Source organism: Taklimakanibacter albus (assembly GCF_016595235.1).
GTDB classification, from domain to species: domain Bacteria; phylum Pseudomonadota; class Alphaproteobacteria; order Rhizobiales; family Aestuariivirgaceae; genus Taklimakanibacter; species Taklimakanibacter albus.
Genome location: NZ_JAENHL010000007.1, coordinates 1654394 through 1668175, shown reverse-complemented (window position 1 = coordinate 1668175; position 13782 = coordinate 1654394). Strand labels below are relative to the sequence as shown.

General features: G+C 62.0%; 10 protein-coding genes. 8 read left to right on the top strand and 2 right to left on the bottom strand.

All coding sequences use genetic code 11. The annotated features are described in order from the left end of the window. Positions 1 to 20: 20 nt before the first annotated feature. Complete coding sequence (locus JHL16_RS19450; protein WP_200186502.1) at positions 21 to 419, bottom strand: SxtJ family membrane protein; 399 nt, start codon at positions 417 to 419, stop codon at positions 21 to 23. Then, entirely contained in the window at positions 398 to 2227 is a 1830-nt protein-coding gene (locus JHL16_RS19445; protein ID WP_200186501.1) for a carbamoyltransferase family protein, read from the bottom strand. The genes JHL16_RS19450 and JHL16_RS19445 overlap by 22 nt, the downstream gene beginning before the upstream one ends. Positions 2228 to 2451: 224 nt before the next feature. On the opposite strand from JHL16_RS19445, the gene JHL16_RS19440 reads away from it, so the two are divergent. From JHL16_RS19440 to JHL16_RS19405, 8 genes are all read left to right on the top strand, one after another. Next, the gene (locus JHL16_RS19440; RefSeq protein WP_200186500.1) at positions 2452 to 2601 is read left to right on the top strand and encodes a DUF5989 family protein; all 150 of its coding nucleotides are present in this window, start codon (positions 2452 to 2454) and stop codon (positions 2599 to 2601) included. A gap of 453 nt (positions 2602 to 3054) precedes the next feature. Further along, on the top strand, positions 3055 to 6711 hold the full coding sequence (locus tag JHL16_RS19435) for an autotransporter outer membrane beta-barrel domain-containing protein (protein WP_200186499.1): 3657 nt from the start codon (positions 3055 to 3057) through the stop codon (positions 6709 to 6711). Positions 6712 to 6950: 239 nt separating this feature from the next. Then, entirely contained in the window at positions 6951 to 8798 is a 1848-nt protein-coding gene (locus JHL16_RS19430; RefSeq protein WP_200186498.1) for a hypothetical protein, read from the top strand. 11 nt (positions 8799 to 8809) lie between these two features. Then, entirely contained in the window at positions 8810 to 10312 is a 1503-nt protein-coding gene (rfaE2, locus tag JHL16_RS19425) for a D-glycero-beta-D-manno-heptose 1-phosphate adenylyltransferase (RefSeq protein ID WP_200186497.1), read from the top strand. After that, positions 10309 to 11232: an ADP-glyceromanno-heptose 6-epimerase gene (rfaD, locus tag JHL16_RS19420; protein ID WP_200186496.1), complete on the top strand. Its 924-nt coding sequence runs from the start codon at positions 10309 to 10311 to the stop codon at positions 11230 to 11232. Before rfaE2 ends, rfaD begins: the two co-directional genes overlap by 4 nt. Before the next feature lie 15 nt (positions 11233 to 11247). Further along, positions 11248 to 12012 carry a tetratricopeptide repeat protein gene (locus JHL16_RS19415; protein WP_200186495.1) on the top strand — a complete coding sequence of 255 codons (765 nt, stop codon included), beginning with the start codon at positions 11248 to 11250 and terminating at the stop codon, positions 12010 to 12012. A 3-nt stretch (positions 12013 to 12015) separates the two neighbouring features. Further along, positions 12016 to 13437: a tetratricopeptide repeat protein gene (locus tag JHL16_RS19410; RefSeq protein ID WP_200186494.1), complete on the top strand. Its 1422-nt coding sequence runs from the start codon at positions 12016 to 12018 to the stop codon at positions 13435 to 13437. Positions 13438 to 13506: 69 nt separating this feature from the next. Then, positions 13507 to 13782: a hypothetical protein gene (locus JHL16_RS19405; protein WP_200186493.1), complete on the top strand. Its 276-nt coding sequence runs from the start codon at positions 13507 to 13509 to the stop codon at positions 13780 to 13782.

Here is a 13782-nt window from a genome sequence, read left to right as displayed (position 1 = left end):
GCGCTTTTCGGTCCGATGCTCTAAAATTGCCGTTTCAGATCGCTCTGGCGCTTCTTGCCCCGGTCGACCCAGGCTGTTCCGGGCTGGTGGTTTTCAGTGAGGGGCCGTTTTCCGAAGGCGCGCATCATGAGGCCGAAAGTGGTGATGGTGCCGTAATAGAGCACGAACATCACCACCGGCGTCATCACGACGGACAGCTTGTGGCCGAGAGCCATCCAGGCGCGCTCGATGGGGCCCAGATGCTGCGGAACGACGAGGCCCGCGACGAGCAGCACGGCGCCCGGCACCAGCAGCACGAAGGGTACGATCGTATGCCCGCGCCACAGGGAGAGGCCGCCGAGGACAGCCAGCGCGATGCCGAGCGTGAAAGCGAATTTCCGGCCCTGGGCCGCGGCCGTCAGTCGAGTTGAAACTGCCATCTCCAGTCCTCCGTCTCCGTCCATTCCGTCTGGTCGGCCTTGTGCATGATGAAGGGGCCCATGACCAGCGCGTCGATATTGGTGCGCATGAAGCAGGTATAGGCGTCCTGCGGCGTGCAGACGATCGGCTCGCCGCGCACGTTGAAGGACGTGTTGACGAGCACGGGGCAGCCCGTCATCCGATCGAATTCGCTGATCAGGTCGTGATAGTCCGGGCTCACATCGCGGCTCACCGTCTGCACGCGCGCCGAATAGTCGATATGCGTCACCGCCGGAATGTCCGAGCGCAGCTCGTTCAGCTGTTCGATGCCCCATAGCTTCTGCGCGCCTTCCTTGGGCGGGATGCAGCGTTCCTTCTTCACCGGCGCCACCAGCAGCATATAGGGCGAATCGGCGTCGAGCTCGAAATAGTCAGACACCCGCTCGCGCAGCACCGAGGGCGCGAAGGGACGGAAGCCCTCGCGGAATTTTATCTTGAGATTCATCTGCGCCTGCATGCGCGGGCTGCGCGGGTCGCCGAGAATCGAGCGGGCGCCCAAGGCGCGCGGCCCGAATTCCATCCGGCCGTTGAACCAGCCGATGATCTTCTCATCCGCCAGCAGACGCGCCGAAGTGGTGAGCAGCTCCTGGCGCTCGAGCTTGGTGTAGGAGGCGCCGACGCTCTTGAGATAGCTCTCGACCTCGTGCTCCGAAAAGGAGGGGCCGAGATAGGCGCCCTGCATCTGGTCGGTCTTGCCGTCGGCCTGGCGCGGTCCCTTGAACTGGCGATGCCAGATCAGCTGCGCCACCCCCAATGCGCCGCCCGCGTCGCCCGCCGCCGGCTGCACCCAGATGCGCTCGAACGGCCCTTCGCGCAGGATGCGGCCGTTCCCCACGCAGTTCAGCGCCACGCCGCCGGCCATGCACAGGTTCGGAAGCCCGGTCTCGCGGTGGAGCGACCGCGCCATGCGCAGCATGACCTCTTCGCAGACTTCCTGAACGGAGCGGGCAAGGTCCATTTCGCGCTGCGTGAGATTGGATTCGGGCACCCGCGGCGGCCCGCCGATCAACTGGTCGAACTTCTCGTTCGTCATGGTCAGGCCGTCGAGATAGGCGAAATAGTCCTGGTTCATGACGAAGGAGCCGTCCTCCTTCAGGTCGATCAGCTTGTCGTAGATCAGCTTGACGTATTTGGGCTCGCCATAGGGGGCAAGCCCCATCACCTTGTATTCGCCGGAGTTTACCTTGAAGCCGGTGTAATAGGTGAATGCGGAATAGAGCAGGCCCAGCGAATCGGGCCAGCGCATTTCCTTGAGGATCTCGATCTCGGAGCCCCGTCCGACGGCTTGCGACGAGGTCGCCCATTCCCCCACGCCGTCGATGGTGAGGATCGCCGCCTCGGGAAAGGGCGAGGGGAAGAAGGCGCTGGCGGCGTGCGATTCGTGATGCTCGGAAAAGAACATCGGTCCCTTGTAGCCCTGGAGCTCCTTGCGGATGTCGCTCTCGATCCACAGCTTCTCCTTGATCCACAACGGGCCCGCCTTGCGAAACTGCGTGAATCCGCGAGGCGCCACCGACATATAGGTCATCAATATGCGGTCGAATTTGAGGATCGGCTTGTCATAGAAGCCGACGGCGGTGAGGTCCGCCATCGTCACGCCCGCCTGCTTCAGACAGTAGGCCACGGCATGGGAAGGGAAGGCGCTGTCGCCCTTTTCGCGGGAGAATCGCTCTTCCGAGGCGGCGGCTATTATCTCGCCGTTCCTCAGTATGGCCGCCGCGCTGTCATGAAAGTAGGCCGACAAGCCCAGGATGATGGTGTCCGTCATAAGCGTCCCTGCATGCGGCGTAGCCATCGGGCCACGGTTGATTTTTCATCACTAGTCCATCGTTTCTGGCGCGGGAAGCCGAAATTGTTATCTTGCGTAATTCGCTCTCGATTGATTATAGACACGGATAGCGCAACCGCCGGCGAGACGTGACTGCAGCGCCGGCGCGATAAAGCCGGCAGGTGAAAGTCGGGGCGAAACTTCAATCATGTGAGACACTTGGCATGACCATCGTTCGCGAACTCCTGGCTTTCATGGTGGAAAACAAAAAGCTCTGGATGCTGCCCGTCATCGCCATCATGCTGCTGCTCGGCGGCCTGATGTTCCTGGCGAAGGGCTCCGCGCTCGCACCGCTCATCTACACGATCTTCTAAGCCGCGCGGCCTTCCATCTCTCTTGTGTCGTTCCAGGAGCACATTCTGTGCGCCGGATGCCGCCTTGCCTCTTTGAGCTTTCGGCGGGCTGAGCCGAGTTGTGCCGGGACTCGAGATTCGCACCACTCCTGTGGGCTCGCGGCTGGCATCCGAAAGGGGATGTTGTCGCCCATGGGCTCCAAGGTGGTGGAGAGGATTTTCGCAATCTTAAGTCGAGTGTAGCCTATTGAATACACGTGGGCGTAGAGTCGCGGCTCCGTGACTGTGACTTTTGGGCAACACACGACAGCTTTTAAACGACAGAACACGGAACCGTGAAAATGTCGCTGGACCGGCCTTCGATCTTGGGCGAAAACATGGCCGAATTACTGAAGGTAATTATGCGGGGCGCATAATTTCGAGCGGGGACTGCGTTCGGGCGCGGTCACAAAGGTCGATAAAAGGGGATACAAGATGAAGCTGACATCTGCCATCTACCGGAGCGTCTCACTGTTTGCCCTCGCTCTTGCGGTTTCGCAGGGCGCGCAAGCGGCAGGCACTACGATCACCGCCGACGATTTCGATGGCGTAAGCACCGGTGATACAGATTTCTTCGATAATTCAGGTGGTTATACCATCAATAACCCGGCCGGTCACGGCGTCGAGACAGGCAATGTCGGCAGCAATTTCACCAATGCCGGCAATATCTCCGCCACCGAATACGGCATCTATATCAACGGCAACATCACCGGGAACTTCAACAATTCCGGCAACGTCACCGCCACCGGGTATTACGGCATCATCGTCTACGGCAATATGGCCGGCAACTTCACCAACACCGGCAATGTTTCCGGCGGGAACTACGGCGTCCGCTTCTCGGACAACGTGACCGGCAACTTCCTGAACGACGGGGAAATCAAGGGCAACCATTACGGCGTCTGGTACTATTCGGATCTGAACGGCAATTTCACCAATACGGGGAACATCACCGGTTCCAAGTACTATGGTGTGACCTTCGACGAAGACCTGAACGGTAATTTCAACAATTCCGGCAACATCACCGGCGGTTATTACGGTGTGTTCGTTTCCTCCGCGATGAGCGGGAACTTCACCAATTCCGGCGATATCACCGGCGGCCTCTACGGCGTCTTTGTCGGCTCGACCCTCACCGGCAACTTCGACAACTCCGGCAACATCACCGGGTCGAAGTATTATGGCGTCGGGATCGGCAGCGATCTCAACGGCAATTTCACCAACTCCGGTAATATCAGCGGTGGCTATTACGGCGTCTATGTCGGGTCCAAGCTGAACGGCAACTTTGACAACTCCGGCAATATCTCAGGCAGCTTCTACGGCGTCTTTGTCGGCAGCAGCATGGGCGGAGATTTCACCAACTCGGGGAACATCTCCGGTGACAAGTATTATGGCGTGGCCTTCGGCTACGAGCTGAATGGCAACTTCACCAATAGCGGCAACATCACGGGCGGCTATTACGGTGTCCTGTTCAATTCCGACCTGAATGGCAACTTCACCAACTCCGGTAATATCGGGGGTGGCCTCTACGGCATCTACATCCAGTCGGAAATGGTCGGTGACTTCGTCAACTCCGGCAACATCACCGGTACGAAGTACTATGGCGTCTATCTCGACAGCGAGCTGAGCGGCAACTTTACCAATTCCGGCAACATCACCGGTGGAATCTACGGCGTCTATATCGGCGATAATATGACCGGTAACTTCAACAACTCCGGCAACATCACCGGTACGAAGTACTACGGCGTACAGATCGACAGCTCGCTCAACGGCAACTTCACCAACAGCGGCAATATCGTCGGCGGGTATTACAGCATCTATATCGGGTCCGACCTGAACGGCGACTTCAACAATTCCGGCAACATGAGCGGCAGCCGGTACGGCGTCTACATCGATGACGAGCTGAACGGCAATTTCACCAACTCCGGCAACATCTCCGGCGACAAGTACTATGGCGTCTATGTCGACAGCGAGGTGAACGGCAACTTCGTCAACTCCGGCAACATCAGCGGCGGGTATTACGGCGTCTATGTCGGCGACAACCTGAACGGCAGCTTCACCAACACCGGCAACATCACCGGCACCCTCTATGGCGTCTACATCTACAGCGATCTGGGCGGAGACTTCGTCAACTCCGGCAACATTACCGGCACCAAGTATTACGGCGTCACCATCGCCTCCGACCTCAACGGCAACTTCACCAACACCGGCAACATCACCGGCGGCAAGTATGGCGTCATCGTCTACTCGGACCTGAATGGCAACTTCACCAATTCGGGCAACATCACCGGGTCGAAGTATTACGGCGTCTTTATCTACTACAATGTGAACGGGAACTATACGAACGACGGCAACATCACCGGCGGGTTGTATGGCACCTTCATCGACGAAAACCTGTCGGGCAATTTCGTCAACACCGGCAACATGACCGGCACGAAATACTACGGTGTGCTGATCGGCAGCAGCCTGGTCGGCAACTTCAATAACTCCGGCAACCTCACCGGCGGCTATTACGGCGTCTATATCGGGTCCAATCTCGACGGCAACTTCACGAATACGGGTAAGATCTCCGGTCTGAACACGTATTATGGGGTTTATATCGAAACCAACCTTACCGGTGATTTCATCAATACCGGCGATATCGTCGCTGACTCGGTCGATGGAATGAATGTCTTCATCGGCGGCGACTTTGGCGGCAATCTGACCCACACTGCGGGCCAGGGCGTCGTGGTCGACGGTAATGCCAACATCTCCGGCAAGACCGTGACCTCCGTCGTCCGCGGCTTCCTCGCCGACGGCTCGACCTGGACGGCGCTGCACGCGAACGGCACGCTCACCTCCGACGGTGCTGCTGACCAGACCGTGCTCGATACGTCGGCTCTGGTCGATGTCACGATCGACACGCTCGACGGCACCGACCTCATCCTCACGAGCACGACGCGCGATATCAATACGATCGGTCCGGACGGACTTGGTCTCACGGGTCTCGCCGGGTCGCTGATCGATGATCTCGAAAACGGCGACAGCATCTCGCCGGAAGCCAAGGCCTTCATCGACCTGCTCTATCAGGCGGGCAGCGATGGTGCGATCCAGGATGTGATCGCCGATCACAGCCCGTCGGGCGCGCGTGGTGCGGTATTCGCCTCCTCGGCCGTGACGCAGCTCTGGTTCGACACGTTGAACGGCCTCATGACCGGCTCGACGAACGGCCAGGTGCAGACGGCGGGCCTCAGGGCCGCCGATCTGGGCGACGGCAGCAACGCAATGCCGGCGGCCGACATGGTCGCGGCACCGGAAGCTGGCGTCTATCTCTGGTTCGCGGGTCTCGCGGGTGCGGCTTCACTGTCCGATGACGGCGCGATCGACGGCTACGATACCGGCACGGCGGGCTTCGCCGTCGGCGTCCAGGCCGAGGGCGATGGCATCACGATCGGTGGTGGTATCGGCTACGCCTATACCGACGTGAACGGCGACGACACGGATCTGGATGTGCAGAGCATCCTCCCGGCCGTCTACGGCAAGTTCCAGAGCGACTCCGCCTGGTACATCTCGGCCATCGTGGCCGGTGCCTACAACTTCGACATCGACCAGACCCGCCACAACCACGCGGCGGGTGAGGATCTCGATGCCGACTATGATGGCGGCCAGGCGGCCGGCCGGCTCGAACTCGGAATGGACTTCGGCACGGATTTGGCCACCTTCACGCCGTTTGTCGCCGGTGCCTTGGGCTATCTGTGGACCGACGGTTATGATGAAAGCGGCGGCGCCACGGCTCTGAAGGTGGACGATCTGGACGACACCTACGCGTATATCGAAGCGGGTGCCCGTGCGAAGATCGACGCCGGTCCGGCAGCGGTCAGCGTCATGGCCGGCTGGAGGGAATATGTCGACGACGCCGAGGCGGATGTCGATGCCAGCTTCGCCGGACTCCAGACCTTCAACTCCACCTATGATGTGGGCCTCAGCGGCCTGATCGCCGGAGTGAATGTCGATGTCAATACTACCGACGCGCTCTCGATCGGCGCCGGTGTGAACGGCACCTTCGGTGAGGATTACACGGATGTGTCCGGTAACCTGAACTTCAAGTACAAGTTCTGATCACACGGAATGTGAAAAGCCCCGACGAAAGTCGGGGCTTTTTCTTTGTCCGTACACGGCCTCGGCAGCTAGGTCCGGCTCATCCCGATCTAGGGCGGGATGCGAAAAAGTGGATGCCGGTCTTTCGCGACAATCCCGCGCTAACATACGTGAATCGATCACGTTTATGAGCTTGGATCGATTCTATCCAAACTCATCGTGATCTAGTGCGCATAGTGGTTTTCATGTAATGCATCATCATGGCGAGTGCTGAGAGCAACCTGCTGGCGGATCTCGAGCGGAAGGTCGCGACCGCGCCGCCGGCTGCCGCCATCGGGAGTCTGATAAAGCTTCTCCGGTGGTTCTCCGGCTCCGCCGGGCGGCTGCCGCGCGGGGTCGAGAAAGACCTGCAGCCCATATTCGACGGCTGTCGCGACCAGGAGGCGGCAACCCGTATGGCAGCGGCCATTTCGGAGCTCTTCTGCCGTCCGGATTTTGCGCCCGATCAGCGCCAGTTCGCCGAGCTGATGGCGCTGCAGCGCTGGATCGCCATGTGCTTCGCCGCGAGCTCCTTCGGCAATTCCGACCACCTGCTGGCGCGGCTTGGACTCGTTCCCAGCAATGAGTGGCTTGCCGCCGCTCCGCTCTCGGACATCGCCAGGATGGTGCTGCTCTATGGGCCGGAGTCGCGGCTGCCTTTGGACTTCTCGCAACTGTTCCTGCGGGCGCCGGGCCTCGCCTCCTCGCTTGCGGTGGCGCTGCTCTCCGGGCGGCTCCTGGCCACGCCCACCGCCCACCATAAGCGGGAAGTGCTCCTGAAATGGCTGCCGGAGGCGCTGAGGCGCCTCGGCAGCGTCGCCATGCTGCCGCAGGCGATCCTCGTCGATCTGTGGATGCATTCGAGCTATGGCCTCGAGCGCGACAAGCACGACGTGAAGAAACCGCTCAACGCCCTGGTCCGGCGGCAGATCGAAGCATCCGGCATCCGTGACGTCGCCGCGCGTCCGGCCGTTGCGGCACGCCCCACCGTCTTCGTCATGCTCGAATGGTTCCACAAGAGCCATTCGATCATGCGCACCCATTCGATCTCGATGAAGACTCTGCGCGACCACTATCGCCTGGTGGGCTTCGGCCCGAAAGGCATGGTCGACGAAGTAGGCCAGAGCGCCTTCGACGAGTTTCACTATTTCGACGATGTCTCATCCGATCTCGGCTTCCTGAAGAAAGTTGTCGAAGCCGCGGAACGACAGCAGCCGGTTGCGACATACTATCCCTCGGTCGGAATGGCGTTGCACAGCCTCTATCTCGTGAATGTCAGGCTGGCGCCGACCCAGGTGATCGCCCTCGGCCACCCGGCGACGACGCATTCGGACAAAATCGACTATGTCATCGTCGAGGAAGACTATGTGGGAGACGCGACGCTGTTCAGCGAGACGGTAGTCACCGTTCCGAAGAGCGCGCTGCCTTATTTCGAGCCTGTGATCAAGTTCAGTCCGCGCTTGCGCAAGCTCAGGAGCCCGGTGCGCATCGCCGTCCCCGCGGCGGCGATGAAGCTGAACCCGGTGTTTCTTTCGGCCTGCCGGAAGATCGTGGAGACGGCGCAGGCTGAGGTAGAGTTTCACTTCCTGCTGGGCGGTAGCCCGGACCTGATGCATGCCTGGGCCGAGAAAATCATCGCCATGCAGGTGCCGGGTTGCGTCGTGCACAAAACGGCGCCGGTGCCGGACTATCTCGCCAATGTCGCGGCGTGCGACCTGTTCGCCAATCCATTTCCCTTCGGCAACACCAATGGCATCGTCGACACGGTCTATTGCGGCCTGCCGGGCGTCTGCCTGAGCGGCGACGAAGTCCACGCCCATATCGATGAAGGCATGTTCCGCCGGATGAACTTCCCGGACTGGACCATCGCCCGCACGATCGAGGATTATGTCGCGGCGGTGGTGCGGCTGGTCGATGACGAGGCGCTGCGCAACGATCTCAGCACCCGCATCCGCGCCGAGCGCTGGGACAAGGTGCTCTACCAGGGCAAGCCGGAAGCTTTCTCCGAGGTGTTTCGCGGTCTCGTTGAAAGGCGGCGTGGCGCCATGCCGTCACAGACGGTCGCGTGACAGGGGGATCCATGCAGGCTGGTCAACGTACTTCCGGTCGCGAAGTCGGCACCGTCGTCAGCCATGTCGCGGCTGCGATCAGCCACAGGCGGCCGCGTGTGGCGGTGCTGGGCGACGTCATGCTGGATGAATATCTCTCAGGCTCGGTCGACCGCATCTCGCCGGAAGCGCCGATTCCCGTCGTCGCCTGCACGTCGCGCAAAACGAGTCCGGGTGGCGCCGCCAATGTCGCGGCCAATCTCGCGAAGCTCGGCGCCGCGGCTTCCATCATCGCCATCGCGGGCGAGGACGAGGCGGCGGCGCAGCTGCGCGGCGCGCTGGCGGATATGGGCGTCGATGCCGCTCATCTGCTTGCCATTGCGGGCCGTCCGACGACCCGCAAGCTCAGGGTGGTGTCGGCCGGTCAGCAGATCGTCCGTGTGGATTTCGAGGAGACGGGGGCGCTTGCCGCCGCCGACATCGCCCGCATCGGGCGCGCGGTCGATTCCGCCCTCTCGACTTGCGATGTGCTGGTTGTCTCCGATTACAACAAAGGGGCCTGCCACCCGGAAGTGCTGCGCCATGCGATCAATGCGGCGCGCCACCACGGCATTCCGGTACTGTGCGATCCCAAGGGGCGCGACTACGCCAAATATGCGGGCGCCAGCATCATCACCCCGAACCGCCGTGAAGCGGCCGAGGCAACCGGGCAGGAGCTCGCGAGCGACAGAGCGGTCGAAGCCGCCGCCTATGCTTTGCGCGAAAAGCTCGGTCTCGAAGCCTGCCTCGTCACCCTCGGCCCGGACGGGATGCTGCTTGCCGAGGAGGAGGGGCCGCGTAAGGCGGAAGCCTTCACCCAGGCGGTCGCCGACGTAACGGGTGCCGGCGACAGCATGATCGCGGCGCTCGCGCTGGCCCGGGCCTGCGGCCGCTCTTATTGGGAAGCGGCGCTGTTCGCCAATGCCGTCGCAGCCGTCGCCGTCAGCCGGCATGGCAGCGTCGCTGTCGAGCTCGATGAAGTGGTCTCGCGTTATGGCATCGCGGCAGACGTCCCGTCCTCCGGCAAGATCATGACGCGCGCGCAAGCGGCGGCACGGGCGGCGGAACTCCGCCGCGAGGGTCGCCGCATCACCTTCACCAATGGCTGCTTCGACGTGCTGCATGCCGGCCATGTCGACAATCTCGAGGCTTGTGCGGGCTTCGGCTCCTACCTGGTGGTGGGGCTCAATGACGACGACTCGGTGCGCCGCCTCAAAGGCCCGGGCCGCCCCGTCAACGCCGTGGAAGCGCGGGCGCGCGTGCTTGCCGCCATGAGCGCCGTCGATTGCGTCGTGGTCTTTGCGGAGGATACGCCGGAGCAGCTCATCCGTGATATCCGCCCCGACGTGCTGGCGAAGGGCGCCGACTACCAGTCCAAACTTGTGGTCGGCCGGGACATCGTCGAAAGCTATGGCGGCCGGGTCGAACTGGTCGGCCTGGCGCCCGGTTATTCCTCGACGGACCTCATCAACAAGCTCAAGCGCAGCACCTCATGATCATCGTCACCGGCGGGGCCGGTTTCATCGGCAGCAATCTGGTCCATGCGCTGAATGATACGGGCCACGACGATATCCTGATCGTCGATGATCTCACTGATGCCCGCAAGCACCTGAATCTGAGCGGCGCGCGTTTCACCGACTATATGGATAAGGACGAGCTTCCGTCCCGCTTCGCGTCTCTCGGCAAGGTCGATGCGGTCTTCCACCAGGGCGCCTGCGCCGTCACCACCGAGCAGGACGGCCGCTACATGATGCGGGTGAACTATACTTATTCGCGCGACCTGCTGCACCAGTGCCTTGGCACCAAGGTTCCCTTCATCTATGCCTCTTCCGCGGCCGTCTACGGCCATGGCAGCACGCCTTTCACGGAAGCCCCGGCGCATGAGAAGCCTCTCAATGTCTATGGCTTCTCCAAGCTCACCTTCGATCAGCATGTCCGCGCGCTGCTCGCCAAGGCGGAAAGCCCCGTCACCGGTCTTCGTTATTTCAATGTCTATGGTCCGCGCGAGAACCATAAGGGCGACATGGCCTCGGTGATTTTCAAGATGGTGGACGCGCATGCCCGCGGCGAGCCCCTGAAGCTGTTCTCCGGCAGCGAGCGCTTCCGGCGCGATTTCATCCATGTCGATGACATCGCCGCCGTCAATCTGCATTTCCTGCGCCGGCCGCTGTCGGGGATCTACAATTGCGGAACGGGCGTCGCGCGCTCCTTCCGCGATCTCGGTGAAGCGGTGCAGGGCCAGCTTCCGGGGGCCACGATCAAGGAAATCGAGATGCCGCCATCGCTCGAGCGGCAGTATCAGAAATTCACCTGCTCCGACAATTCGCGGCTGCTTGCCACCGGCTACAATGCGCAGTTCCTGTCCCTCGAGGCGGGCGTCGCGAAATATGTCGCGAAGCTGACGCAGCCCAACTGAAGAGAAACAGCGAAGATGGCTCAGAACCTCACTGCCGCGCTCAGCCTTGAACAGCTCCTGTCGAGCGCCGAGGACGCTTTGCGGAACGGCCTTTTCGCGGCGGCCGAAAGTGTCTGCGCCGATATTCTCGCCAAACAGCCCGACAATGCGCGCGCTCTGTATATCCGCGGCGCTTGCCTCGTCAGGCAGGCCAAAAGGCGTGCCGGGCTGCGTGATCTCGAGAAGGCGGCGAAGCTCGCGCCACACGATCCGGCGATCCTGCTCGAGCTCTGCCGTGGTCTTTTGGCCGAGGGCGCTCCGGCGGAGGCGGAGAAGCGGCTGCGTGAGGCGGTGGGTCAGTTCGATCGTGCGCCTGAGATTTTGCGCGACTGCGCCGAACTCTTCATGCGGCTCGGTCATCATGGCGAAGCCATTCCGATGCTCGACAGGACGCTCTTCGCCAACCCGGCCGATGCGGCCGCCTTCAACATGCGAGGCTATGCATTGCAGCAGCTCGGTGACCATCAGCGCGCCGTCGGCAATTTCACGCGGGCGCTGGTGTTGCAGCCAGGCTTCCATCACGCCGCGAACAACCGCGGCAATTCCCTGCAGGCGCAAGGCCGGCTCGCCGAGGCGCTGAAGGATTACGATTTCACCCTCGCCGTCGATCCCGCTTACGTCCATGCCTGGAACAACCGCGCCAAAGTCCTGCAGCAGATGGGGCGTGAGGAGGAGGCGCGCGTGTCCAGCGCCAGAGCCGCGGCGCTCGCTCCGCGCTCGTCCGCAGCGAACGGGGTGTAAGGCTTGTCCGGTACCGACAAAAACGAGCTGCGGCCGTCGCCGCGTGCCGCGGAGACCCGGCGTGCCGCCCTCACGATGCTCGCCGACAACTACGAGAGAATGGGCAATATTCCGGCCTACCGCCGGGCGCTCCATGAACTGACGGAGCTCGAGCCGTCGAACCACGCAACCTGGTTCCGCCTCGGTAACGTCCTCGCCGGTCTCGGCCTGCATGAGCAGGCGGTGGCCGCCTATGCCCGCGTGCTGGCGCTGTGGGCGGCGCCTGAGCCTCATTTCAACAGCGCGAACTCGCTGGTGGCGCTCGGGCGGCTCGCCGATGCGGTGAAGGCCTTCGAGGCCGCGATTGAAATGCGGCCCGATTGGGTCGAGTGCCTGACCAACATGGCGAATGCGCAGCTCGAGCTCGGCCAACACCAGGCGGCGCGCGACAATCTCGAAAAAGCGCTCGGTCTTCAGGGCGACAACGCACAGATCCGCCGCAATCTCGCAAATCTCTCGCTCTTCGAAGGGCTCTCCGAACGCGCTCTTGCGCTCTATGAGAGCCGGCTCGATGTTGAGCCCTTTACGAAGATGCCGACCTATGGCCTCGCCCCTCTGGGGCGCCAGAGCCCCGATGGAAAACGCATCCTCGTGCAATGGGAGCAGGCCTTTGGCGACGTCATCCAGATGTTGCGCTTCGTGCCCCGGCTCGAAGCGCGCGCAGAGGAGTGCGTGTGGCAGCTCTTGAAGCCTCTGCATGATCTCGCCCGCCGGGCCTTTCCGGGCATCACGCTGGTCGAGCCCGGGCAATTGCCGGACATCGCCTTCGATGCGCGTATCCCCTATACGAGCCTGCCCTTGGCGCTCGGACAGTTCGATGACGCGATGGTGCCGTCGGCGCCCTATCTCCGCCCCGATCCGGCAAAGGTGAAGGCCTGGAAAGACAGGACCGCGGGCGCAACGCCGCTCATCGGGTTGACCTGGCGTGGGCGCGAGCTTCCACGTTTCCGGTCGGTACCCTTGCCCCAGCTCGTTCCACTGCTCAGGACCGGGGCCACTTTCCTTGCTTTGCAGAAGGACATCACCCAGGAGGAGAGGCGTTTTCTGTCACTCTTCCCGAATGTGATCGACGCTTCGGAAGGCCTTTTCGATTTCGACGATACGGCCGCCGCCATCGCCACCACGATGCTCGTCATCTCGATCGATACCGCGGTCGCGCATCTCGCGGGCGCGCTCGGCCGGCCTTGCTGGGTGATGGTGAAAAAGGCGTCCGACTGGCGATGGAAGGCATCGGGACCCAAATGCGTCTGGTACCCATCACTGCATCTGTTCCGCCAGCAGCGTTTTCTCGACTGGTCGGACGTGATCGAAAAACTGCGTCTCGCGCTGCTCTCGCAGAAGAAGCAGGATTCAGCCGGGCCATCCCCGGTGGGGCAGAAGCCTTGATCTCCTTGTTGGCGCAGGCTAACGAGCTGAGCTGATACAACTCATGATGATGCAACCGGCCAGGCCAAGATGCTGCGCTCAACTCTCTCTTCGCTGTGGGCGTGGCTCGCAAGACGGCTCAGCGATCCGCTCGCGATCCTGGCTTTCATCCTGGCATTCGCGGCGAGCGGCGGCGCCACGTTCCTGCTGCTCTCGAATTGGGCCCTGCTTGGCCTGATCTTCGCGCTTGCCGGCGTTCCCGTCCTCTTCGGCCTCATGAGCCTCGTGCCCCGGATCGGCGGCGCGCTCAGCTTGGGCGGCAATGTCGGCGGCGCAGCTGTTCTCGCCGTGTTGTTCATGAGCTGA

Coding starts and splice junctions, on each gene's coding strand:
- JHL16_RS19435 (WP_200186499.1), top strand. CDS start 3,055: ATGAAGCTGACATCTGCCATCTACCGGAGCGTCTCACTGTTTGCCCTC.
- rfaD (WP_200186496.1), top strand. CDS start 10,309: ATGATCATCGTCACCGGCGGGGCCGGTTTCATCGGCAGCAATCTGGTC.
- JHL16_RS19415 (WP_200186495.1), top strand. CDS start 11,248: ATGGCTCAGAACCTCACTGCCGCGCTCAGCCTTGAACAGCTCCTGTCG.
- JHL16_RS19405 (WP_200186493.1), top strand. CDS start 13,507: ATGCTGCGCTCAACTCTCTCTTCGCTGTGGGCGTGGCTCGCAAGACGG.
- JHL16_RS19430 (WP_200186498.1), top strand. CDS start 6,951: ATGGCGAGTGCTGAGAGCAACCTGCTGGCGGATCTCGAGCGGAAGGTC.
- JHL16_RS19440 (WP_200186500.1), top strand. CDS start 2,452: ATGACCATCGTTCGCGAACTCCTGGCTTTCATGGTGGAAAACAAAAAG.
- JHL16_RS19445 (WP_200186501.1), bottom strand. CDS start 2,227: ATGACGGACACCATCATCCTGGGCTTGTCGGCCTACTTTCATGACAGC.
- JHL16_RS19450 (WP_200186502.1), bottom strand. CDS start 419: ATGGCAGTTTCAACTCGACTGACGGCCGCGGCCCAGGGCCGGAAATTC.
- rfaE2 (WP_200186497.1), top strand. CDS start 8,810: ATGCAGGCTGGTCAACGTACTTCCGGTCGCGAAGTCGGCACCGTCGTC.